We start from the raw sequence: 22,714 nt of genomic DNA on the forward strand, positions 1-22,714 counted from the left end.
GGCTGTTCGCTCTGTCCACGGTCGCCTTCACCGCCGTACTGACCCAGGTGCTTCCGGCGGGACGCCGCCGCGCCTTCCGGCGCGGCGCCCCACGGACCGACCAGACGTGCCTAGGGTCGATCCGATGTCAACTGGAGGGCGGGAACGGCATGGTGAGTGACGTCGAACTGAAGCATCTGCGCCGCTGTGTGGAGTTGGCGACGGAAGCGCTGGAAGCCGGCGACGAACCGTTCGGTTCGGTGCTGGTGGGGGCGGACGGCACGGTGCTGGCCGAGGACCACAACCGGGTGGCCTCAGGCGACCGCACCCGCCACCCGGAGTTCGAGCTCGCGCGCTGGTCGGCGGCGCACCTGACGCCCGAGGAGCGGGCCGCTGCGACGGTCTACACCTCCGGCGAGCACTGCCCGATGTGCGCGGCCGCGCACGGCTGGGTGGGACTCGGCCGCATCGTGTACGTGGTCTCGTCCGAGCAACTGATGTCCTGGCTGGCCGAGTTGGGAGTTCCCGCTCCCCCGGTACGGACCCTGCCGATCCAGGACATCGCACCCGGAGTGGTCGTGGAAGGACCGATCCCGGGCCTGGCCGACGACGTACGCGCCCTGCAGCGGCGCTTCCATCGCGCGGAGGACTGAGTCCCCCCTGGCGGAGGCGGCCACCAGCCGTTCCGCCACCTCCCAGAGCTCGGCCTCACGGGCGGGGTCGTGTGATGCCGGTGCGGAGGGACGGGCCGGCCGCGGTCGAGACAGCTCCCGGACGGAGCGGCCGGTTCGCCGGCGGCCACCTCGGCGAGCTGGCGGCCCGACGTGCGCGGATTGGTCGAGTCCGGATGGACGCGGGTGGCCAACGGCACGTCTGTGAACAGCGGCAATCCCAGCCGGACCGGCTCTTGGGATCCCTGGAGGCGGCCTTCGACCGGGTGGCCGCGCGGGCGTGAACGTCCGGGACGAGTGAGCCGTATGGGACTGGGCAGGCGGATGGCGTCCGCTCAGGGCAGGCGGATGGAGTCCGCTCATCGACTCGAGGTCTGGAGACGTGGTGCCGCAAGACTTGCCAGCCCCCGCGACCGCAGTGCTGCCGGAACGCACGCCGGAGAGACCGGCGAAGCCGGCGGCCGCGGCCCGGGACCCGTACTTCGACAACGCGAAGTACCTCACCATCGTGCTGGTGGTCTGCGGTCACGCCTGGGAGCCGCTCACCCATGGGGGCAGGGCCGCGACGGCGGCGTATCTGACCGTCTACGCCTTCCACATGCCGGCGTTCGCGCTCATCTCCGGGTACTTCTCCCGGAGTTTCGACATGGCGCCGGGGAGGGTGCGCCGGTTACTGACGGGCGTCGTCGTGCCGTACCTCGTCTTCGAGATCGCCTACACGCTCTTCTACCGCTGGGCGCAGGACGATCCGAGCTATCCGTTCAGCCTGCTGGACCCCTGGTACGTGATGTGGTTCCTGGTCGCGCTCTTCATCTGGCGGCTGACCACCCCGATCTGGCTGGCACTGCGCCACCCGGTGCCGGTCGCGATGGGCTTCGCCGTGCTGGCCGCGGTCTCACCGGATCTGGGCGGAGACATCTCGATCCAACGGACCCTGGGATTCCTGCCGTTCTTCGTGCTCGGACTGACACTGCGGGCCGAGCACTTCGAGCGGCTGCGCACGCGGCGCGTACGGCTGCTCGCGCTGCCGGTGGGCGCGGTCGCGCTGGGGACGGCGTACGCGGTGGCGCCCTGGTTCGACACCGGGTGGTTCTATCGTCGGGGCAGCGTCGCGGGCCGGGGCGTGCCGGAGTGGGTCGGGCTGTTCACCACGCCCGCGCTGTTCGGCCTCGCGCTCGTCCTGACGGCCTGCTTCCTGGCGTGGGTGCCGGGACGCCGGCTGTGGTTCACGGCTCTGGGCGCGGGGACGATGTACGGCTATCTGCTGCACGGTTTCATCATCAAGGCGTCCCGCTTCTGGGGCTGGTACGACCACCCCTGGCTGCACACCCCGCTCGGCGAACTGGCCGTCACGGCAGCCGCCGTAGGGCTCATCACCGTGCTGTGCTCGGGCCCGGTCCGCTCCGTGTTCCGGTTCGTCGTCGAGCCGCGCATGTCATGGATGTTCAGCCGTCGCACGTGACCGCAGGCGCCCCGGGGGACCGCGGTCCCCCGGGGCGCCGGCATGAGAGTCGTCCCCGACGGTCGATCCGCCCGGCCTCAGCCAGTCCCCTGCCGGGCGGAGGGTCGCTCCATGGCGTTGTCCAGATGAGTGATGACGGCCGGCACGTCATCACTCTCGGTGCTCCCGATCAGCTGCAGGGCCGGCCGGACGAGGCCGCCTGGTCGCGCTATCAACCGGGCGAGCACGGCGGCCCGGATGTCGAGCCGCTTGATGGTGGTCTCGCGCTCGCCTTCGTTCTGGCCGGCAAGCAGGACCGCGTTGTACCACGCCTCCTCGCGGGACTGACGGACACTGAAGTCGAGGATCCGCTCGTCGGTGCGGGCTCCGATCTGATCCAGCAGCGACATGAATGGCGACAGGGCGCCGATCGAGTCCTGCACGACCAGCACCACCCGCGCCAGGATGTCGTTGATCAGCAGAAAGTCGTGCCGCAACGCGTGGATGGCCTCGCCTGGGCTGGTCCGCGCGGCGGCGATGGCCAGGTCGAGGTTGATGTGCGCGTTCACGCCGAGTATCAGGTGCTGGACGATGATGGTGTCGGCATCGTCGAGCAGCCCGAACGCCTCACGCCAACAACGCGGCCCGCTCCGGTCACGACGCCAGGCGTCGTGAGCCTCGAAGTAGCGGTTGCCGAAGTGCGTGTCGAAACGGTCCATTCGGGCGCCGTCGTCGAACAGCCCACCGTAAATGGCCGTGCGGACCTCAACGGTCACCTGTCGGTACAGCGCCGCGAAGTACCCGACCCGGTCACCGGCTCGGCCCGCCTCCCGCACGATCCCGGCGAGCCCGTCCACCACATCGTCGATGTTCTCTGCCGCCATGCCCAACTCCCTCTCGCAGTCCCCTCGTTCGGCCCCGCGCTCTGGCTGCTGTCCGCAGTGCCGATCACAGCCCCGTCCTACCACCGCGCACCAGAGAGGGTGCCCGCCTTACAGGAACCGGGATGGGAGCCCCACTCGTTCCACGGGCCACGAAAGGCTCAGGAGCAGCGCGGCGGGAGCTCGGGGAGACCCCAGCGGGTGGTGTGCCCGATGAGGTCTTCCCTCCTCGGACGTTCCAATCGCCTGGGAATCAGGGGCTCGCGGCTACAGGGCCGATTCAGCGTCCCTGTCCTGGCGAGGAACGGGGCCGTGCAAGACCTTGGACTCAGGTCAGCGCACGCCCGTTGGCTCGGACGGACCGGCGTACGACAGCCGGCCGGAAGCGCCAGAACAGCGCGGCGACCGTCGGTCTCGTCAGGTCCGTGCCGGTGTGGGCGAGAGACGCCCCGGGCTGCGGGGGAACGGACGGCGGCGGCGTCCACGGCGGCCTCTTCGGCGGTGCGGACGGCTGCGGGCGGCGGACTTGGCCGCCCGGCGCGGCAGTTCTCCGGGCGTCGGCCTTTCGCTCCATCGAGCGGCCCGCTTGTCGGACTGTCCGCTCCGGGACCGGGGAGCGGGGCGCGCAGAGTACGGCCTCCGCCGTCGGTTCGCTCGCCCAGAGGCGAGGTCCGAGGCGTCCCCTTATCGTGATCGAAGGGGAATCCCCGGCCGTGGGCCGGGGCGTTCCAGGAGGCCAACCATGCCGTCCACTCACCAACGCCGCGTGCTCACCGGTGCCGTGACGCTGGCCCTGCTGGGAGTCGGGCTGCCGTCGGTCACCGCCGCGGCCACCGACCGACCCGACCTGTCCCGCTTCTACGAGCAGAAGATCAAGTGGTCCGGCTGTGCGGTCGACGGCACGCCTGGGGACCTGGAGTGCGGGACGGTGACCGTCCCTCTCGACTATGCGAAACCCGCCGACGGGACGCTCGAGCTGGCCATGGCCCGGGTCAGGGCAACGGGCAAATCCAGAGGTTCGGTGCTCCTGAACTTCGGCGGACCCGGCGGACCGGGAGTCAGCGAACTGGCCACCGGCGGCGAGGACTTCATGGGGCTCACGGACGGCTACGACGTGGTGACCTTCGACCCGCGCGGCGTCGGCAGAAGCTCACCGGTCAGCTGCGGGGAGGGCACCGGCGACGCCGTGGACCCGACGGACCCCGAGGCGGACGGCAGCGACGATCCGCGAGCCTCTCTCGACCTGTTGCGGAAGACCGCCGCCGAGTGCGCCAAGCACTCCGGGCCCGTACTGCCCCACATCGGCACGGTCAACGCCTCGCGCGACCTGGACGTGATGCGTCAGGCCCTCGGCGACAAGAAACTCAACTACCTCGGCTTCTCGTACGGAACGCGGTTGGGCGCGGTGTACGCGACCCAATTCCCCAAGAACACCGGCCGGTTCGTGCTCGACGGCGTGGACACGCTCACCGAGCCACTCAGCGAACAGGGCATCGCCGGTGCCGAGGGCCAGCAGACGGCGCTGGAGGACTTCCTCGACTGGTGTGCCGAGGACATCAATTGTGCGTTCGGTCAGGACGTGCGCTCGGCCCGGCAGGAGGTGGTCCACCTGGTCGACTCGCTCGACGAGAACCCCATACCGACGGACTTCGGCGAACAGTTCTCCGGCCAGGACCTCGTGGGCGCCATGGGGCAGGCCCTCTACAGCAAGGAGTTGTGGCCGACCCTCTCGCACGCGCTCAGCTCACTGGTCCAGGACGGCGACACCCGGGACATCATGCGGTTCTCCACCGGCGGCAGCGCGGTGCCCGGAGGCGACGCCATGCCCGGAGGCGACGCGACGCCCCGCCGCAGCGCGACATCCAGAGACCGGGCGACACGCGGAGACGGCGGGCTCGTCGACGAGGGCGACATACCGGTCGACAACCTCCCGGCCGCGCTCATCGCCGTCAACTGCGCGGACGACCCCGACCGCCCCACGGCCGACCAGGTCACCGAGGACATCGACAAGCTGCGCGCCGAGTACGAGGAGGCGTCACCGGTCTTCGGCCGGTACCGGCTCACGCAGGTACTGATGTGCTACGGCCGCCCCAAGGGCACCACCTACATCCGCGAGGACGTACACGACGTCGACACCCCGAAGATGCTCCTCGTCGGCACCCGCGGCGACCCGGCGACGCCGTACCGCTGGACCGTGGAGACCGCGGAACGGCTCGGCTCGTCGGCCGTCGTCCTCGACAACAAGGGCGAGGGCCACACGGGGTACGTGTCCTCGAAGTGCGTACACCGGAAGGCCGAGGCCTTCCTGCTGTACGGCTCACTGCCGGCCGACGGGAGTTCCTGCGGCTCGGAGGAGTGAGCCGCCTAGCAGGTCACGGCGGACGATTCCTCCGAATGCCTGACCGCCGATTCGGTCATATGGTGCATATATGGAGCATGCCCTCAGCCCCACCACACTCACCGAACTGCGCCGACCGCGGCCCTATCCGGCCGTCTCGGTACTCACGCCGACGCACCGTCGCGAGCCGGACAAGGCCCAGGACCCCCTTCGGCTGCGGAACGCGCTGGCCAAGGCGAGGAAGCAGCTGGAGGCCGACCCAGGGGTCACCCGGGAGCGGCGGATGGACGTCGTCGAGCAGCTGGAGCAGGCGTTGGCGGAGGTCGATCTGACCCATACCGAGGACGGACTCGCGATCTTCGCGGCGCCCGGTGAGCACCAGGTATGGGCGCTGGCCCGGACCGTGCCGGAGCGCGTCGTCCTCTCGGACACCTTCCTGACCCGCAATCTCGTCGCCGCGCAGGCCGCCGAGCGTCCGTTCTGGGTGCTGGCCGTCTCCGCGGACCGGATCTCCCTGTGGAGCGGCGGCGCCGGACATGTCGTCGAGGCCGAGGCGGCGGGGTTCCCGCTGACGCGAAGCCTCGAGGACCCGGACGTCGAGCGCAAGGAACGCACCGGCGACGTGCCCAGCACCTTCCGCGACGAGCGGACGCGCCACTTCCTGCGGGAGGGCGACACCGCTGCCGCCCGTGTCCTGCGTGCCGACCCGCGACCGCTGTACGTGGCCGGTGAACAGGCCGCGCTCTCCTTCCTCGACGAGATCGGCACCGTCACCAAGGACGGCGTCCACGTCCCGCACGGCGGCCTTGCGCACGGCAGCCCCGAAGCCGTGTGGCAGGCGGTTCGTCCCCTGGTCACCGCCCAGGACCGGAAGCAGGTCGACACCGTGACGCGGGAGCTCGAAACCGCCCGGGGCCGACGGGCCTTCGCCGCGGGCGTCGACGAGGTGTGGCAGAACGCGACCGACGGCCGCATCCGGCTGCTGGCCGTCGAGGAGAACTACCGCGTGACCGTGCGCGACGACGTCGGCGATCATCTCGTCCCGGCCGAGAGCGACGACCTCGACGCGCGCGACGACATCGTGGACGAGATCGTCGAACAGTGCCTCGACACCGGCGCACAGGTCCGCTTCGTCCCCGACGGCACGCTGAGTGACGCCCAGGGCATTGCCGGAGTGCTGCGCTACTGACCCCGCGGGCTCGCGCCAGAATTCATCCGCCACCCCGCCAGGCCCTTATTCATCCGCACATACATGCGGCGCTCATAACCCCCGGGGCACGCCTCCAACTACCGCACACACGCTCGCCGAACGTATGCTTGAACAGGCGCCCCATCACCACCCCGATCCCCTTCAACTCGCCGACCTCGTCTACGACTTGACCAGTCCGGCCGCGTACTGAATCCAGCCCACCCACCTCGTCCGCGAGGACTGCGACATATGCCAGAGGCACCACCGCATCGTGTGTTGCCAAATCCCTTACAGCGCGTCGCGGGCTGTGCAACAGTCGTAACGGTCCTTCCCTCAGTCTTGGTCGTACCGTGCCTGTATCGGAGTACGTCATGCCGTCCCATCTCTCGGCGGACCACCCGGCCGCCCAGCCGCCCTCGCGCGGCTCGGTCGACGCGCTCATTTCACAGACGCGCCGACTGCGGGGCGAGGTGGACGCCGTACGGCGCGACGCGCCGGTCGACGACGGCGATCCGGAAGGACGCTGGCAGCGCGCCCTGTGCGATCTGGCGATACATCAACTCAGCGATCTCGACGAGCACTTGGCGCAACTGCGGGACGGCCCGTCGCCCGTGCCCGTCGAGCAGGAGGCGGCCGCCCGCAGCGTACGAGCCGTGCCCGCCGCATCCGGGCAGGGCTCGCTGCTCAGCCGGGTAGGCAGCGCCGAGTGGAACCTGTTGACGGACGAGGCGAGCTGGTCCGGCGAGCTGTACCAGATCCTCGGCCGCGATCCCGCCGCTCCCCCGCTCACCCTCGACGAACTGCCCTCCATGGTGCTCGACGAGGACCGGCCGAGGCTGACCGCGATGGTGACGGACTGCCTCATCGACGCCAAACCGATCGACGGGGAGTTCCGCATCGTCCGGCCCGACGGCGGTGTGCGGACGGTGCACATGATGGGCGAACCCGTGCTCGACGCCGACGGCAGCACCGCCTCGATGTGGGCGGTGCTGAGGGACGTCAGCGAGCTGCGCCGCAGCCAGCGGACCGTCAGCGAGACCCGTGACTCGCTGCAGCACCAACGGCATCTCGCGCAGACCGAGCACCGGCTCGCGGTCGAGTTGCAGGAGGCTGTGCTGCCGCCGTGGCGTGGCTCCCTGCGACTCCCGCACCAGGGACCGCAGACGCTGGACGTGGCCGCCCGTTATCTGCCGTCCTCGACGAGCGCGCTGATCGGCGGCAACTGGTACGACGCCCTCGAACTGCCGGACGGGGAAACGCTGTTGAGCGTGGGCGACCTCACCGGCCACGGCGTCACGGTCACCTCGGGCATGGCGATGCTGCTCGGCACGGTGCGCGGCATGGCCATGGCGGGAACCGAGCCCGGCCGGCTCATGGCATTGCTCAACCAGTTACTGGACGCGTCGGTCCAGCCCGCCCTGGGCAGCGCCGTGTGCTGCCGCTACCGGCCCGAGACCCGGACCCTGGTGTGGGCGCAGGCAGGACACCCCGCCCCCCTGCTGTTCCGCAACGGGACGGGGCGCATTCTTCCGCCGCCGGACGGCGTCCTGCTCGGCGCCACCTCGGGTGCCGCCTACGGACAGGCCGAGGAGCCGCTCGAACCGGGCGACCTGCTCCTCCTGCACACCGACGGACTCGTCCCCCGAGGCACCGCGGCCGTGAGCCGCCTCCTCGACCTGGCCCCCCGCTTCGGCGAGGCCCGCGCCGCACAGGACTGCGTACGGACGGTCGTGGAGGAGTTCGGCGACACGGAACGCGAGGACGACGCCTGCGTACTCGTCGCCAGGGTCACCACCTGACAGCCAGGGTTACGACCTGACAGCCACGGTCACGACCTCACAGACGGGGACCCCGGACCGGCATCACCCGACAGCTACCACACACTGCCGCTTACAGCGGCACAGGCCCCCTATGCCCGTGCGCTGTTGCCACCCTTCGACTTCAACGCGCCCTTGGGCAGCGACAGTTTGATCTCCTCGCGCAGATCGTGGATCTTCGGATAGCTGGAGTACTGCCCGGTCAGCCGATACATCTCACGCAGCCGGTCCCAGGTGCGATGGGAGGAGTTCGAACCCATCGACGTCAGGGCCAGGCGTGCGTACCGGTCCGCCTGTTCGGGGTCGTCGGCGATGAAGCAGGCGGACGCGAGCGAGATGTGGTCGAAGATCTTCGACCGGTCCCGTCCCTTCTCGCGGAGCGAGAGTGCCTCCTTGGCATGGCTCTGCGCGACGGCGGCCGCGGACGGATCGTGCTCCGCGAGCGTCCGGTAGGCCAGGGCCTGCATTCCGTGCATGTCCGCCTCGTCGAAGAGCTGCATCCAGCTCGGCGGCGGCACGTCACCCTTGTCCGAGACGAAGAGGTCCTCCGCCTCCCCGAGGGTGCGCCGCATGGCCTGGCCCCTGCCCATCGACGCCTGTGCCCAGGCCTCGATGGTGTAGAGCATGGCCTGCGTACGCGGCAGCACCTCGTCACCGGATCCCGATTTGGCGAGCTTCATGAGGTCGAGCGCGTCGTCGGGCCGGCCCAGGTGCACCATCTGGCGGGCGGCGCGGGAGAGCGCCTCACCGGCACGCGGCCGGTCTCCCCCTTCTCGGGCCGCGTGGGCGGCGATGATGAAGTACTTCTGAGCCGTGGGCTCCAGGCCGACGTCGTGCGACATCCAGCCCGCGAGGACGGCGAGGTTGGCGGCGACGCCCCACAGGCGCCGCTGCAGATGGTCGGGGTGTTGTCGGTAGGAGAGCATGCCTCCCACTTCGTTGAGCTGGCCCACCACGGCCTTGCGTTGCAGCCCGCCGCCGCGGGCCGCGTCCCAGGCCCGGAACACCTCGACCGAGCGCTCCAGTTCCTCGATCTCCTGGGACCCGATGGGGGCGGCCTCATAGCGGTCGAACCCGGCGGGGTCGGCGTGCAGGGGATTGTCGACGTCAGGGGCGTCGGCCGCGAGGGCCGGATCGGTGTGCAGCCATTCGTGCATGGCACTGTTGAGTACGGATCCTGCGGTGAGCGCGGCACCCGCTCCCACCAAGCCGCGTCGGTTGAGCATGAGGTCCATTCCCGTGAATTCGGTGAGGACCGCAGCAGTCCGCTCGGGCGCCCACGGCACTCCGTCGGGATGTTCCGCATTCCCGCCGCCCTGCCGTTTCCCCGTGCGCCCGTGCCGGACCAGACCGAGGTCCTCGATGGTCACGACACGGCCGAGACGCTCGGTGAACAGTGCTGCCAGCACCCGTGGCACCGGATCGCGTGGGATCTCTCCCATGTCGATCCAACGCCGCACCCTTGAAGTGTCGGTCGCCAGCTGGGGGTGGCCCATGGCCGCCGCCTGCCGGTTGACCATCCTCGCGAGTTCACCCTTGGACCAGCCGGCCAGGCCGAACAGGTCCGACAGACGGGTGTTGGGTTGTCCGTTCACGTCAAGCCCCCAGGTTCTCGGCTGAGTTGACAGTAACCCTCTGTCAGTTGCTCCGGGACTATTCGCCAGGGTTCGCCAGGCCACGCCAGATGGTCTGCCACTGGGCATCCGGTGTCAGGTAGGAAAGCGCCACCCCGACCCGGTCGCCCCAAGGACATTCCCCAGGGTGCACCAGGGCGACCGGGGCGGGTAGCGCGGTAATCAGCAGGCACACGAAGGGATCTGTTTCGCCCATGTACGCAGCATCGTCCTCCGTGTCCGCTCCTCCCCGGTCGCCGCACCTCCGTCAGCCGGGCAGCGGCGGCCCCTATCTCGACCCCGGGCGCCCGGCGGCCCCCGTGCTCGGTGCCGGCCGGACTCGGCGCGCTCCGGGCCTGGGCACCCAACCGCTCAGCGGGAGACTCGACTTGTCCGGCCCTCAGGGCGCGCAGCTGCGCACGGCGATCGCGTCGGTGCACCGGATCTGTCCGGAGTTCGCCCCGGTGCAGGTGCTGCGTCGCAGCGGCCGCTCCGTGCTCCTGGTCGGCACGACAGGGCGCAGCACCGCCGTAGCCAAGTGTTTACTGGACCACTCTCCAGTGTGGGCCGAGCGGATCCGCCATGAAATAGCGGCATACCGCTCGTTCGTGCGGCACCGGCCCCCGGTGCGGGTGCCACGGCTGATCGCGGCGGACCCGGACAACTGCACGCTGGTGATCGAGCGGATGCCGGGGCGGGTGGCGGCGCTGCAGCGGCATCCGGCGGAGGCGCCGCCGCGCGCGGACATCAGGGCGGCGCTCGGCGCGATCTGCCGGCTCAACGCGTGGCGTCCGCCGGCGGGCACGTTCGACGCCCCGCTGGACTACGCGGCGCGGATCTCCCGGTATCACGAGCTGGGGCTGCTCACCGACCGGGACATGGGCGACCTGCAGAAGCTGGTGCACGGCATCGCGCACTCGGCGGGCCGCCAGGGCATGGGCCAGTTCTGCCACGGCGACGCTCTCCTGTCGAACATCCTTCTCTCACCGGCCGGTCCAGTACTGGTGGACTGGGAGCACGCAGGCTGGTATCTGCCGGGGTACGACCTGGCGACGCTGTGGGCGGTCCTCGGGGACGCGCCCGTCGCCCGGCGGCAGATCAGCCAGCTCGCGCAGTCGGCGGGGCCCGCGGCGCGCGACGCGTTCCTGGTGAACCTGATGCTCGTACTCACCAGGGAGATCCGTACCTACGAGATGGCCGTGCAGCGTTCGATGCACGAGACGACCCCGGCGGCACCGGGACCGGCCCACCCGGGTGCTGCGCCGTCCGGCGAGGAACAGCGGCTGCTGCTGAGGCGGCTGCACGACGACTGCCAGCTGGCCCGACGGGCCGTTCGAGCGGCGGTCGGGACTCGCTGAGGGGGATGACGGTCCGCGGTGCGCCTGGGACAGCGGCGCACCGCGGACCTTCGTCATGCCGGTAGGCAGGTAGGGCCAGGTGTGCCGGCCGGTATGCCGCTCGTCGCGCTCGCCCGATCAGCCCCATTGGTTCATTCCACTGACGCCTCGCAGGCCCGCCGACCACCGCCACGAAACCCTCGCCGCCTCAGCCCTGACATGGGAAGTTGCCTGCCTCTGGGCTTGATTGACGGGGCGTCGAAGAGCCGGTACCGCTGACGCACGCCCAGCCCCGCACGACACACCCAAGGCCGGGTCTCAAGGAGATCCCGTGTACGGACGGGCGTGCCCGGAGAAGGAGGTCTACTCGGAGGGTGCGCCTGTCCAGTCGGTCTCGCCGTTGCCGTACAAGCTGCTCGAAGGGCAGAAGTACGCGGCCGGCGAGAAGGTGCCGGGCGAGTATTTCTACGCGCCGACCTTCGATACCGCGCCGCACAGATTGGTGCGCGGTTCGGACATGTACTACGAGATCCGGTTCGGGCACCGGGTGGCGTTCGTCCGGGCTGCCGATGCGCGGGTGATGCCGTCCAAGGGGTAGCGCGTCAGGCACCCTTGGGCGGCTCGTGCAGTCCGAAGGCCGAGCCCTGGTCGTCACGGCACAGCTTGAACCGGCCGAACCGGTCGGCCGACTCCTCGCTTTCGCCGCCCTCCTCTCCCAGGTCCTCGACCGTGCCGCCCAGGTCACGCACCTGGGCGGCCGCGGCGTCGAGGTCGTCGACCCGGAAGAAGAGGTACGGGGAGGCTCCGGCGTCGCCGCCGTGCATACCGCCCGGCACACCGCCGGTGGTGATGGCGAATCCTCCCCCTCCCGACGTGCCGGGTTCGAAGGTCCAGCCGAAGAGGGTTCCGTAGAAGGCGCGGCCCCGTTCGGGGTCGGCCACGCCGATTTCGAAGAAGGTCGGTTCGCCCGTCATCGCGCGTCTCCTGTCGTGAGACATGTGTCGGCCGCCTGAAACCACGCTACGCGGGGCGGAAGGAGGGCGCCCGCCGTACGTTCGTGCGTGCGGAGCGGCTCGGCATCCGCGCGGCTCAGCCTTCAAGTCGGCGCAGTCGCTCCGCGTCGCAGGTGCGGGGGCAGGTGCCGCAGGCCTCGGCCGGGCGGATCGTGTAGTAGAGGCAGCAGCCCAGGCGGGTGCGGGTCGGGTGCTGTCGGCCGTCGGCGCCTTCGAGGTGACGGAAGTCGGCGCCGCCGGGGAAGGGCGGGACGGCGGAGGGCAGGAGCGCGGTGGCGGCCCGTACGGCGTCGGACTCCTGGCCGAGAACGCGGCCCAGGTACCAGATTCCGGAGACGAGGTCGTCACTGACCAAGCCCCACAGCGTGCGCGGTCCGCGCCGGACCTGTGGGCCGATCGCGGTCAGCAGCGGGCCCATGTGATCGGCGACCGCCACCCTCAACTCAGCGCGCAGTGCCTCCTCATGAGGAACCGTCAGCGCTCCGGGGAGGGTGGCGGCGACCGGGTCGTCCCGGAGACAGGCGAGGTCCGGTCCCGGAGTGATCTCGAACATGCCGGACGTCAGGTCGACACGTACGTCCTCGGGGTGGATCCGCGGCACCCTCCCGGTGAGGTACCAGACGCCGCTCATCAGCAGGCCGACCGACCACGCGTAATCGTGGAGGGCGCGCGAGGCCGCGACGTCCCGGCGCGGGGTGTGGTCGTAGCGAGCCTGAACGCGGGCCGCCTCGGCCTCGACGAAGCCGTCGAGAGACCCGCGGTTTTTCGTCAACTCGGCGCCGGTGACGCCCATTTGGCCGCTGCCCGACTCCGGATCGGCAACCCTCACCGCCAGCGCCTCGCACACCTCGGCCAGTTGCCGATACGAGTCGGCGAGCAGGCCGGACACGGACGGGGAGGTACCGGTCGGCAGGGTCTCCAGAGCCACGGTCATCGGTACTCCTGTGCATGAAAGGCGGTGCAGAATGAGAAGGTAAGCCTTACCTTAGTGCAAAGATCGAGAACAGTGGCGCGTGACGGCGCTTCAGAGGCGACGATCAAGGAATGCGCACGTCACGGCCACGAAGGGGCACGACCAGCCCTGCTCCGTGCTGGAGGTGGACGCCTGGCCGCACCCCTGGCCACGACCGGTGGCGCAACGCGAACTCGTCACGCTCGCCGGGCAGTTGTGCACGCCGAAGGACATCCTGGCCCGGCACGTTCCGGCCGCGGGACTCCGGGCTGGCGACCGTGTGGCGTTCGGGCTCGCGGGTGCCTACGCGTGGAACATCTCCCACCACGATTTCCTGATGCACCCCCGTCCCGGGTTCCACTTCATGGGCGGGCGTGGATGCGATCGGGAATGAGGGGGCGCCCGGCCAGGTGCGCTGTTCCGGGGCGCTGGGAACAGTAGATCTTGGTCGCCACTCAACTCCAGGCCACTCCCGGGGTAACGCCGCCCTGCGAACTGGCCTGCTCGAAGCAGCACGAATGCGATACCTCGCGGCCGGCTGGGCGATAGAGTCCACACGTGCGTTGATCTTCCGAGCGGTGGCCGAGTGCCGCCGCGGACGGTGCGGGCGACCCCGGCAGGTGGGGCCGCCCCGGCTGACATAACCGTCATCCCACCGGAGATCACACAATGACTGCTCAGCAGCCACTCACCTACGACGCGTTCGTCGAACTCGCCACCGCCGATGCCGCCGTCGTCGGCCTCGTTCTCAAAGGCTCCCGGGCCCACCAGGGCATGACCACCGAGCATGCCGACCACGACCTGTATGTCGTCCTCGCCGATGGCGTGACAACGGATCTCACCCGGCTTTCCGGCCACCGTGCCCCCGAGCTCGACCTCGTCATCGTGTCTCTCACCGAGTTCCGCACGGCCGGAATGCCCGGTTTTGAGCGCTACGCCCTCGCCCGCGCCCGGATCGTGCTCGACCGACTCGACGGAGGCATCGCCCAGCTCCTGGCCGCCAAGGCACGGCTCGATCCCGATGAAGCGTTCCAGGACTCCCACAACTGGCTCGACGCCTACGCCAACTCCCTCTACCGCTCCGTCAAGAACGACCGCGACGGACAAACACTCGCCGCCCACCTCGACGCCGCCGACAGCATCCGATTTCTGCTGGAGCTGCTCTTCGCTCTCAACCGTCGCCCCCGCCCCTACAACAAGTATCTGGAGTGGGAACTCGACCGTTACCCTCTGCCCGACTGGGACACCCACATGCTGCTCGCCGCCGTGGAACGCATCTCAGCAACGGGCGACGTGCCCCTACAGCGGCGGCTCTTTGCCCGTGTCGAGGCAGTGGCCCGGCGGGACGGGCACGACGCGGTGCTGGACGCGTGGGGCGAGGACCTCGACCTGATGCGACCGTAATAGGAGGATGGCGGCGCGGCCGGCCCAGTATCACGGCCACCGCTCCGCCCGATGCGAGACCGGCCGCGCCCGCAACTGCGCTTCTCGGCCTTGCCCTTCGGGAGATCCCAGGGGCTGGTCCGGGTCATGCGGCTCAGCGGGGCACGCCATCCGCCGACTCGCGCGATTCGCCGACTTGCGCGGCGTCGGCTCGTGCGGTTCGCCGGCTCGGCTCGTACGAGTCGTACGGCTCGTACGAGCCGTACGACATGACCCTCGAGTCCAGGGGGCGAACACCCGAGGGCGAGGGTCATGACACAGCGTCTGGAGAGGGGCAGCCCTGACCGGGGCTCAGCCCTGCTGGAAGAGCTCCGCCGGCAGCGGCTTCAGGAGCGCGTACAGGTCGTCGGTGATGGGACGGTCCCAGGCGGCGATCGTCACCAGCACGTTGTCACTGCGGTCGAACTGCACGCAGGAGATGCGCGACTCCGAGAGCTTGAGGCGGCGCACGATGAGCAGGTTGTCGCCCTGCATCACCGGCATGTCCTCGGTGCCGACGACCGTGACCTCTTCTTCGTTCTCCAGCGCCAGCAGCAGCTGGGCCACCTCGAACGGGATCTCCCCCTCGGCCACGTCCCGGGCCGGCGATCCCTCCGGCAGATTGCCGATGATCATCGCGGGTCCACGACCGCCGAACAGGTCGTAGCGCAGGAACACACCCTGACAGCTGCCATCGGGCGCGGGCAGCAGGCCCGCGCCGAGATTGCCCGGCCAGTCGCCCGGGTCCATGGCCAGGACGTCGAATTCGGGCCCGGCGGGGGTGGCGCTGCGGCGGCGGAGGAACGACATGCCGCAATGGTACGTGCCCCGACGGGTAGAACGGCGTGGGGTCGACGGCTGTTGGCAAGTGCACGTTGGCCATCACGCGTTGGCTGGGGAACGGTCTGCCGACGGTTGTAGGCCATCGGGTGTTGTCGCTCCGGGTTGGCCTTCGGGTTCGGCCCTCTGGTTGGCCTTCGAGCGCAAACGCGGGACGCATTCGTCAACGGACGTTTGCCAACGCTGGTTGCCTCGCGGCAGGCGTGCGCCACCGGCCGATTGCCCACATCCGTCAGGGCCATAGACGCGCGCCAGCCGCATCACCAACACGCGTTGGTCAACGAGTGTTGGCCTACATACGTTGACCCACGCTGGTCGGCCCCGGTGGTTGCCCTCACGCGTTGGCCCACATCCGTTGACTACGACCGCCGCACCGAACCGCCGAGCCCGGTTCACCACCTCGAACGCCCAACACCTCGTCCACGGCGGCGAGTTCACTTTCGCGTTCGAAGAGTGACCTGCTGCCATGGTGGTGCAGCCGACGCGATGAGCAAGTGCGCACCGTGACCTGCAGACACCTCAGCGTGCGCCCGGAGCGGGAGCGACCGCCGGGAAGTCGTCGACCGTTACCGACCGGAGCGGTCGGCCAGCTGTTCCAACAGGGCCACGGCCTCGGCGGCCCGCGCGTGCGGCACGAAGAGGTGGTCGTGGTGGAAGCCGGCGACGACGTTGCAGCTCAGGCCGGCTTCGGCCAGGGCCTGAGCGACGGCTGCGGTGAGGCCGACCGCGTCCAGCGCCGAGTGGATGCGCAGAGTGATCCAGCCCGCCACATAGTCGTACGGCAGGCGTGCGGCGTCGGCGTCCTCCTGCTGTACGACCAGCGTGAGCCCTTCGTCCTCGACGACCGTGACGACCGGGGAGAGTCCGGGTGGTGCCGTGCCGCCGGGGACGGTGGTGAAGACGTAGCGGCCGGGGTGGAGGGCCGGTTGCATGCCGCTCAGCAGTCGACCGAGGTCGCGTTCTGCGCTTGCGTTCATATGCGGAGGTTATGCCGTCTTCTTGTGCCGCTCGTGGTGGCGGGCGACACGGGCCCGGTTGCCGCAGGAGGGCTTGCACCACTCCTGGCGCGGGTGGTCCTTGAGGAAGTAGCGCACACAGCGCGGCGCGTGGCATGCGCGCAGCCGCTGTCGATCGGGGCTCGCGAGGAAGGCGATGGCCGCACGGGCGAGCGTCGCGGTGAGCCCGGCGCCGCCGTGCACGGGTTCCTGGCGTACGACGGGGTCGGCTCCCGCGGGCCACGACAGTACGGGGACGGTCGGCGCCAAAGCCGCCCGGGCGTTGAGCCGCTCGACGGCGTCCCGTACGGGCATCAGCCGGGCGGCGTCGGCCGGGCTCGGCTCACCGGGGCGCACGGAGTGAGCGAACAGGGCGCGGACCGCGGCGCGCACGTCGCGTACCGCGGCCAGCTCGGCCTCGTCCACCCCGTTCGCCCCCTCCGCCCAGCCCACTCCCTCCGCCTCGAACCCGTCGGCTCCGGCCTCCGGGTGCTCGCGCACCCAGGCCGTGAGGCCCGCCGTGGTGGCGAGGTCGTCGGCGACGCCGCCGTGGCCGTCGTGGCGGATGGTCAGGGCGAGGTCCAGGGCGAGCCGTGCGTCCGGGCCGATCGAGGCGTTCATGGGCTAATGATAGATTCAACCGCATCCATTAGTGAACGAGCGCATCGATGAACGCACGAGCGGGGAGTGCCTGTGGAGGATCTGCGTCAACTGCTGCGTGGCCTTGAGGTGTTCGCGGGTGAGCTCCCCGTGTTCGATCCGTCCGCAGCCCCGGATACGCCGACGGAGCTGTTCACGGAGTGGCTGCTCGCGGCCGTGGACGCCGGGGTGCGCGAGCCGCACGCGATGACCTTGTCGACGGCCGGCGCCGACGGGAATCCGACGGCGCGGACGCTGATCCTGAAGGGGCTCGGCCCCGACAGCTGGCGGTTCGCGTCGGACGGCGGCAGCGTCAAGGCGCGGAACCTCGCCGAGCGGCCGTACGCGGCGCTCACCTTCTACTGGCCGCAGCTCGCCCGGCAGGTCCGGGTACGCGGCCCGGTCGTACCCGAGAGCCCGGAGGACAGCGCGGCCGACTTCCTGGCGCGCGGCGCCGGGGCTCGCGCGGAGGCCCTCCTCGGCCGTCAGTCGGGCCCCCTCACGGACCTCGCCGAGCGCGATACGGCCGTCAAGAAGTCGCTGGCCCGCCTGGCGGCCGAGCCGGATCTCGTGGCGCCGGGCTGGACCCTGCACTCGGTACACGCCGAGTCCGTCGAGTTCTGGCAGGGCGACAAGGAGCGACGGCACACGCGGCTCGCGTATCTGCGGTCCGGAGAGGGCTGGGGCAAGCAGCTGCTGTGGCCATGAACAGGCGAGGTGCACGCGGAACGCGGCGTACGCGGAACGCGGCGTGCACGGAACGCGGCGTGCACGGAACGCGGCGTGCACGGAACGCGGCGTGCACGGAACGCGGCGTGCACGGAACGCGGCGTGCACGGAACGCGGCGTGCACGGAACGCGGCGTGCACGGAACGCGTACGTATACGTGCCGGTCAGCGGTCAGCGCCCTCCGCCCCGCCCGGACTCAGCTCTCATCGCTGTCGGGCGGCACCACCGCCACCGGGCTCGCCGCGTGCAGCAGTACCGCCTGGGTGACCGAGCCCATCATGCGGGCGGGTGCGATCAGCCGTCGGCGGTGGCGACCCACCACCACGAGGTCGGCGTCCTTGGAGGCCGCGACGAGGTGACCGGCCGCGTCGCCGGGTACCGCGTACAGGTCGACGCGGACCTCGGGATGCCGCGCGGTGTGCGGGGCCACGAAGCCGTCCGCCAGCGTCCTGGTCTCGGACTCGATGGCGTCCTGGTCGATGATCATGGACGACGGGAAGTCGCCGGCCTGTAGCGGCCAGGGATAGGCGGCGACCACCTGGACCCTGGCCTCGCGCCGGGCGGCCTCGGCGAACGCGAAGGCGAGGGCCTCGTCGTTCGGGCTGTCCACGTGCAGACCGACGACCACGCGCGGCCCTGGTCGGACGAGCTCGGAGTCGTGCACCTCGCGTCCGGGCCGTGGCACCACGACGACGGGACACTCCGCCTCGCGCGCGGCGGCCAGGCCGTTCGAGCCGAGCAGCAGGCTCGCGAAGCCGCCGCGGCCGCGGGAGCCGAAGACCATCAGCTGTGCGTCGGAGCCGAGGCCTGGCAGCACGGCGGGGGGCCGGCCGTCCAGGGCGACATACTCCGTCACCGGCTGGTCGGCCCGGCCCTCCAGACGACCGCGCACCTGGTCGAGGACCCGGTCCGGCTCCTGCTCCGGCTGTCCGGCGGTGAGGATCTCGGGCCGCGCCCAGGGCGCGTACTCCCGCACATGGACCACCCGCAGCGGCGCCCCGCGCCTACGTGCGGCGTCGAGAGCCCACTCCAGGGCGCGCATGCTGTCGTCCGACCCGTCGACCGTCGCGATGACCGGCAGGGTGCTCATGGAATCCTCGCCTCCGCAACGCCGTCTTCCGTTTCCTGGGGCCAGCCTCGCTCAGGCCTGACCCCAGGAAGGGCTCGAAGATCGCGTGTCCGGAAAAAGGGAAGGAAAACACCCCTGGTGTCGTGTCGGCGTCCCTCACGTCCTCTTACGTGAGGTCGAACTCCCCCTCCCGCGCCCCTGACACGAACGCGCCCCACTCCGCGGGCGTGAAGATCAAGGAGGGGCTTTCCGGGCGGCCACTGTTGCGCATCGCGATGAATCCCTCGACAAAGGCGATCTGCACATCTCCCAGCCCACGGCTGCTGGAGTGCCAGTCGGCGTTGCTGAGGTCAAGCTCCGGCTTGTCCCAGCCCGCGAGCGGGTGCTGCTGGATGGTGCTCTCGGCCACGTCCGTGCTCCTCCCGGTTCGTCGTCCGCGGCCAGCCTAGCTTTCGCTTACTGCCGCGCACAGGCCACGTGAGGGGGACAGCTTCAGGAGACGGGCGGCACGGCTCCGACCAGCCACATCGAGAAAAACTGGGACCCACCGCCGTAGGCGTGCCCGAGGACGCGGCGGGCGCCGTCGACTTGATGCTCTCCGGCCTGCCCACGCACCTGAAGTGCGGCTTCGGCGAACCGGATCATGCCGGAGGCCCCGATCGGGTTGGTGGACAGCACTCCGCCCGACATGTTCACCGGCAGGTCGCCGTCCAGCTCGGTGACCCCGGACTCGGTCAGTTTCCAGCCTTCGCCCTCGTCTGCGAAGCCCAGATTCTCCAGCCACATCGGCTCGTACCAGGAGAACGGGACGTACATCTCGACCGCGTCGATCTCGCGGCGCGGATCCGCGATGCCCGCCTGCCGGTACACGTCGGCCGCGCAGTCCTTCCCGGCCTGCGGCGACACACCGTCCTTGCCGGCGAACATGGTCGGCTCGGAGCGCATCGCGCCGCCGTGCATCCAGGCGGGCGGCCGCGGCGAACGGGCCGCTCCCGCACGGTCGGTGAGGATCATCGCGCAGGCGCCGTCCGAGGAGGGGCAGGTCTCCGAGTAGCGGATCGGGTCCCAGAGCATGGGTGAGGCCTGGACCTTCTCCAGGGTGATGTCGTGCTCGTGCAGGTGCGCGTACGGGTTCTTGAGCGCGTTGCGGCGGTCCTTGTACGCGACCAGAGAGCCGACCGTGTCGGGGGCGCCGGTGCGCCGCATGTACGCGCGCACGTGCGGGGCGAAGAAGCCGCCGGCGCCCGCGAGCAGGGGCTGTTGGAAGGGGATCGGCAGGGACAGGCCCCACATGGCGTTCGACTCGGACTGTTTCTCGTACGCGAGGGTGAGGACGGTGCCGTGGACGCGGCTCGCGATCAGGTTCGAGGCGACGAGGGCGGTGGAGCCGCCGACGGATCCCGCGGTGTGCACGCGCAGCATCGGTTTGCCGACCGCGCCGAGCGCGTCGGCGAGGTACAGCTCGGGCATCATGACGCCCTCGAAGAAGTCGGGTGCCTTGCCGATGACGACGGCGTCGATGTCCGCCCACGTCAACTCGGCGTCCGCAAGCGCGCGTTGGGCGGCCTCGCGGACGAGTCCCGCGATCGATACGTCCCTTCGCGCCGCGACGTGCTTGGTCTGGCCGATCCCGACGACGGCCACGGGCTCCTTGCTCATCGCGGTGCTCATCGCGGGTCTCCCTCCAGTACGGCGACCAGGTTCTGTTGCAGACACGGGCCCGAAGTGGCGTGCGCGAGCGCGCGGTTGGAGTCGCCGCGCTGGATCCGGGCGGCCGCCTCGCCGATGCGGATGAGGCCCGCGGCCATCATGGGGTTGGCGGCGAGCGCTCCCCCGGAGGGGTTGACGTCGACGCTCGCGTCCAGCCGCAGGGCCTTGCGCAGGACGACTTCCTGGGCGGTGAAGGGGGCGTGCAACTCGGCTGTGTCGACGGGCCGTTCGAAGGCTCCGGCCTTCTCGGCGGCCAGCCGTGTGGACGGCGAGTCGGTCAGGTCGCGTACGCCGAGACTGTGTGCCTCGATCCGGTGGTCGATGCCCCGGATCCAGGCGGGCCGCTCGCACAGTTCGCGGGCCCGCTCCCCCGCCGCCAGGATCACGGCGGCCGCCCCGTCTCCGATGGGCGGGCAGTCGCCGGTACGGAGGGGACGTACGGCATAGTCGCCTTGCGGCACCGAACCTCTCAGCTGGGCATGGGAGTTGGCCGTGGCCGACTGGCGGCTGCGGGAGGCGACGGCGGCCAGGGCCGGCTCGTCCGTGTCGCCCGCGTCGATGAGCGCCTGTGCCTGAAGGGCGGCCAGGGCTATGGAGTCCGGCCACAGGGGCGCCACGTAGTACGGGTCGAGTTGCCGCGTCAGTACGTCGCGTACGGAGCCGGGTGAGGACTTGCCGAACCCGTACACGAGCGCGGTGTCGGCCTCGCCGGTGAGAAGCTTGTTCCAGGCCTCGTACAGGGCCCATGCCCCGTCCATCTCCACGTGCGACTCGGAGATCGGCGGCCAGGCGCCGACCCCGTCGAGCGCCATCGTGAAGGAGAAGGCGCGGCCCGCGAGATAGTCCGTGGACCCGGAGCAGGTGAAGCCGATGTCGCTGGTCTTGAGGCCGGTACTGGCCAGGACTTCGTGCAGGACGGGCATGAGCATCTCCACCTCGGAGAGCTCGTCGGTGGTGCGGAGGTGGTCGGTCTGCGCGAAGGCGACGACGGCGACGTCCCTCAGCGGCCTCGGGGCGGGCATCTACACCAGCTCCTTGTACGTGTCGTAGTCCGCGTCGGGTTCGCCGGTGGGCCGGTAGTGGTCGGGGTAGCGGCCCCCGTCCGTCCACACCGGCTCGACGCGCAGGCCCATGCGTACCTGGTCGTAGGGGATGCCGCCAATACGGCCGTGCAGGGCGAGGTCGGCGCCGTCGAGGGCGATGTGCCCGTAGACGTAGGGCACTTCGATGTCGAGGTTCTTCGCCTTGATGTTGACGATGCAGTAAGTGGTGAGGGTGCCGCGCGGCCCCACCTCGACCTGTTCCGACGTGGCCACACCACAGGTGGGGCAGGCACCCCGCGGCGGGACGTACACCTTGCGGCAGGACGGACAGCGCTCACCGACGGCCCGCCGCCCGGCGAGGGCGTTGATGTAACCGGACGCGGCGCGGCCGGGCGAGTAGGTGTAGTCGAGACGGGCGGGGGCGACGATGCCCGTCACCGGGTTCTCGAACCGGCCGTCGTGGACGGTGGGTTCGGGGGTTTCGTGGGCTTCGGGGGTGCCCTCGTACGGTTCGAAGCAGGCGATGTCCGTGATGGCGCCGGCGCGTTCCCCGGCCCAGCGGATACGGACGCGCATCCCGGTGCGTACGGCATCGGGTCCGGTGGCGTCGAGGGCGTGCAGGAGGGCGGTGTCCGCGCCGTCCAGTTTCACCAGGATCCAGGCGAACGGGGTGTCCAGGGGTTGGCCTCGGCGGGGTTCGTGGTTCCAGGCCCAGGTGGTGACCGTGCCGGTGGGGGCGACCTCCACGAGGTCGCGGAGGTCTTCGGAGGTGACGGGGTCGTACTCGACGGGCGGAACGAGCGTCCGGCCGTCGCCGGTCTTCACTCCGAGCACGACGCGCTCGCGCAGCCCGGTGAGGAACGCGCTCTGGACGGGGCCGAGGGAGCGAGTGAAGGGAAATTCGACGACAAGGGGAGCTTTGAGGACTTCGGGCACGGGGTTTCTCCTCACAGGACGGGGCTGCGCCCCGTCAGGGGCACGGGACTGTGACACATGCGGCCGCGACCAGCGCCCCTGAGGGGCGCGGGGAACTGCG

20 protein-coding genes and 2 pseudogenes are annotated in these 22,714 nt (G+C 70.4%); 10 read left to right on the forward strand and 12 right to left on the reverse strand.

Translation table 11 applies throughout. The annotated features are described in order from the left end of the window. Positions 1 to 149 precede the first annotated feature (149 nt). Both ACTWQR_RS18065 and ACTWQR_RS18070 read left to right on the forward strand, forming a co-directional pair. Entirely contained in the window at positions 150 to 632 is a 483-nt protein-coding gene (locus tag ACTWQR_RS18065; RefSeq protein ID WP_443228157.1) for a nucleoside deaminase, read from the forward strand. A 415-nt stretch (positions 633 to 1,047) separates the two neighbouring features. Beyond that, entirely contained in the window at positions 1,048 to 2,112 is a 1,065-nt protein-coding gene (locus ACTWQR_RS18070; RefSeq protein WP_443228110.1) for an acyltransferase family protein, read from the forward strand. Positions 2,113 to 2,189: 77 nt separating this feature from the next. Here ACTWQR_RS18070 and ACTWQR_RS18075 read toward each other — a convergent pair whose 3' ends face one another. After that, positions 2,190 to 2,975 (reverse strand): DUF5995 family protein, encoded by a 786-nt coding sequence (locus ACTWQR_RS18075; protein WP_443228111.1) that lies wholly within the window; start codon positions 2,973 to 2,975, stop codon positions 2,190 to 2,192. Between the two features lie 739 nt (positions 2,976 to 3,714). Between ACTWQR_RS18075 and ACTWQR_RS18080 the strand changes: the two genes are divergently transcribed. The 3 genes from ACTWQR_RS18080 (at position 3,715) to ACTWQR_RS18090 (ending at position 8,298) form a co-directional block, all read left to right on the forward strand. Then, positions 3,715 to 5,331, forward strand: coding sequence for an alpha/beta hydrolase (locus ACTWQR_RS18080; RefSeq protein WP_443228112.1), 1,617 nt, complete (start codon positions 3,715 to 3,717; stop codon positions 5,329 to 5,331). 70 nt (positions 5,332 to 5,401) lie between these two features. After that, positions 5,402 to 6,499, forward strand: coding sequence for a baeRF3 domain-containing protein (locus ACTWQR_RS18085; protein WP_443228113.1), 1,098 nt, complete (start codon positions 5,402 to 5,404; stop codon positions 6,497 to 6,499). 371 nt (positions 6,500 to 6,870) lie between these two features. Next, positions 6,871 to 8,298 (forward strand): PP2C family protein-serine/threonine phosphatase, encoded by a 1,428-nt coding sequence (locus ACTWQR_RS18090; RefSeq protein WP_443228114.1) that lies wholly within the window; start codon positions 6,871 to 6,873, stop codon positions 8,296 to 8,298. 110 nt (positions 8,299 to 8,408) lie between these two features. On the opposite strand, the gene ACTWQR_RS18095 is transcribed toward ACTWQR_RS18090, so the two are convergent. Then, entirely contained in the window at positions 8,409 to 9,911 is a 1,503-nt protein-coding gene (locus tag ACTWQR_RS18095) for a DNA-binding protein NsdB (protein ID WP_443228115.1), read from the reverse strand. A gap of 233 nt (positions 9,912 to 10,144) precedes the next feature. Here ACTWQR_RS18095 and ACTWQR_RS18100 point away from each other — a divergent pair, with 233 nt between their 5' ends. Together ACTWQR_RS18100 and ACTWQR_RS18105 are read left to right on the forward strand one after the other, a co-directional pair. Then, a complete protein-coding gene (locus ACTWQR_RS18100) occupies positions 10,145 to 11,287 on the forward strand; it encodes an aminoglycoside phosphotransferase family protein (protein ID WP_443228116.1) in 1,143 nt (380 codons plus the stop codon). 280 nt (positions 11,288 to 11,567) lie between these two features. Beyond that, positions 11,568 to 11,864, forward strand: a pseudogene (locus ACTWQR_RS18105) (N-acetylmuramoyl-L-alanine amidase); the annotation flags it as partial. Between the two features lie 4 nt (positions 11,865 to 11,868). Here the strand turns inward: ACTWQR_RS18105 and ACTWQR_RS18110 are convergent. Together ACTWQR_RS18110 and ACTWQR_RS18115 are read right to left on the reverse strand one after the other, a co-directional pair. Next, positions 11,869 to 12,240, reverse strand: coding sequence for a VOC family protein (locus ACTWQR_RS18110; protein WP_443228117.1), 372 nt, complete (start codon positions 12,238 to 12,240; stop codon positions 11,869 to 11,871). A 115-nt stretch (positions 12,241 to 12,355) separates the two neighbouring features. Further along, the gene (locus tag ACTWQR_RS18115) at positions 12,356 to 13,213 is read right to left on the reverse strand and encodes a (2Fe-2S)-binding protein (protein ID WP_443228118.1); all 858 of its coding nucleotides are present in this window, start codon (positions 13,211 to 13,213) and stop codon (positions 12,356 to 12,358) included. A gap of 121 nt (positions 13,214 to 13,334) precedes the next feature. Between ACTWQR_RS18115 and ACTWQR_RS18120 the strand changes: the two are divergent. Continuing rightward, positions 13,335 to 13,625 (forward strand): annotated as a pseudogene (locus ACTWQR_RS18120) (type III PLP-dependent enzyme); the annotation flags it as partial. Positions 13,626 to 13,900: 275 nt separating this feature from the next. Beyond that, complete coding sequence (locus tag ACTWQR_RS18125; protein WP_443228119.1) at positions 13,901 to 14,635, forward strand: hypothetical protein; 735 nt, start codon at positions 13,901 to 13,903, stop codon at positions 14,633 to 14,635. A 330-nt stretch (positions 14,636 to 14,965) separates the two neighbouring features. Here ACTWQR_RS18125 and ACTWQR_RS18130 read toward each other — a convergent pair whose 3' ends face one another. The 3 genes from ACTWQR_RS18130 to ACTWQR_RS18140 all read right to left on the reverse strand — a co-directional run bounded on the left by ACTWQR_RS18130 (position 14,966) and on the right by ACTWQR_RS18140 (position 17,109). Further along, positions 14,966 to 15,463: a hypothetical protein gene (locus ACTWQR_RS18130; RefSeq protein ID WP_443228120.1), complete on the reverse strand. Its 498-nt coding sequence runs from the start codon at positions 15,461 to 15,463 to the stop codon at positions 14,966 to 14,968. 596 nt (positions 15,464 to 16,059) lie between these two features. Beyond that, entirely contained in the window at positions 16,060 to 16,470 is a 411-nt protein-coding gene (locus tag ACTWQR_RS18135) for an ACT domain-containing protein (RefSeq protein WP_443228121.1), read from the reverse strand. A 9-nt stretch (positions 16,471 to 16,479) separates the two neighbouring features. After that, positions 16,480 to 17,109 (reverse strand): CGNR zinc finger domain-containing protein, encoded by a 630-nt coding sequence (locus ACTWQR_RS18140; RefSeq protein WP_443228122.1) that lies wholly within the window; start codon positions 17,107 to 17,109, stop codon positions 16,480 to 16,482. A gap of 72 nt (positions 17,110 to 17,181) precedes the next feature. Between ACTWQR_RS18140 and ACTWQR_RS18145 the strand changes: the two genes are divergently transcribed. Continuing rightward, positions 17,182 to 17,835 carry a pyridoxine/pyridoxamine 5'-phosphate oxidase gene (locus ACTWQR_RS18145; protein ID WP_443228123.1) on the forward strand — a complete coding sequence of 218 codons (654 nt, stop codon included), beginning with the start codon at positions 17,182 to 17,184 and terminating at the stop codon, positions 17,833 to 17,835. A gap of 217 nt (positions 17,836 to 18,052) precedes the next feature. Here ACTWQR_RS18145 and ACTWQR_RS18150 read toward each other — a convergent pair whose 3' ends face one another. The 5 genes from ACTWQR_RS18150 to ACTWQR_RS18170 form a co-directional block, all read right to left on the reverse strand. Beyond that, the gene (locus tag ACTWQR_RS18150) at positions 18,053 to 18,946 is read right to left on the reverse strand and encodes a universal stress protein (protein WP_443228124.1); all 894 of its coding nucleotides are present in this window, start codon (positions 18,944 to 18,946) and stop codon (positions 18,053 to 18,055) included. A 145-nt stretch (positions 18,947 to 19,091) separates the two neighbouring features. Next, positions 19,092 to 19,334, reverse strand: a complete 243-nt coding sequence (locus ACTWQR_RS18155; RefSeq protein ID WP_151478766.1) for a DUF397 domain-containing protein — start codon at positions 19,332 to 19,334, stop codon at positions 19,092 to 19,094. Between the two features lie 83 nt (positions 19,335 to 19,417). Then, on the reverse strand, positions 19,418 to 20,584 hold the full coding sequence (locus tag ACTWQR_RS18160) for a thiolase domain-containing protein (RefSeq protein ID WP_443228158.1): 1,167 nt from the start codon (positions 20,582 to 20,584) through the stop codon (positions 19,418 to 19,420). 8 nt (positions 20,585 to 20,592) lie between these two features. After that, the gene (locus ACTWQR_RS18165) at positions 20,593 to 21,657 is read right to left on the reverse strand and encodes a thiolase domain-containing protein (RefSeq protein ID WP_443228125.1); all 1,065 of its coding nucleotides are present in this window, start codon (positions 21,655 to 21,657) and stop codon (positions 20,593 to 20,595) included. After that, positions 21,658 to 22,614: a Zn-ribbon domain-containing OB-fold protein gene (locus tag ACTWQR_RS18170; RefSeq protein ID WP_443228126.1), complete on the reverse strand. Its 957-nt coding sequence runs from the start codon at positions 22,612 to 22,614 to the stop codon at positions 21,658 to 21,660. Positions 22,615 to 22,714: the final 100 nt, after the last annotated feature.

The sequence above is a fragment of the Streptomyces sp. 2A115 genome (genome assembly GCF_052245575.1).
Lineage (GTDB): Bacteria > Actinomycetota > Actinomycetes > Streptomycetales > Streptomycetaceae > Streptomyces.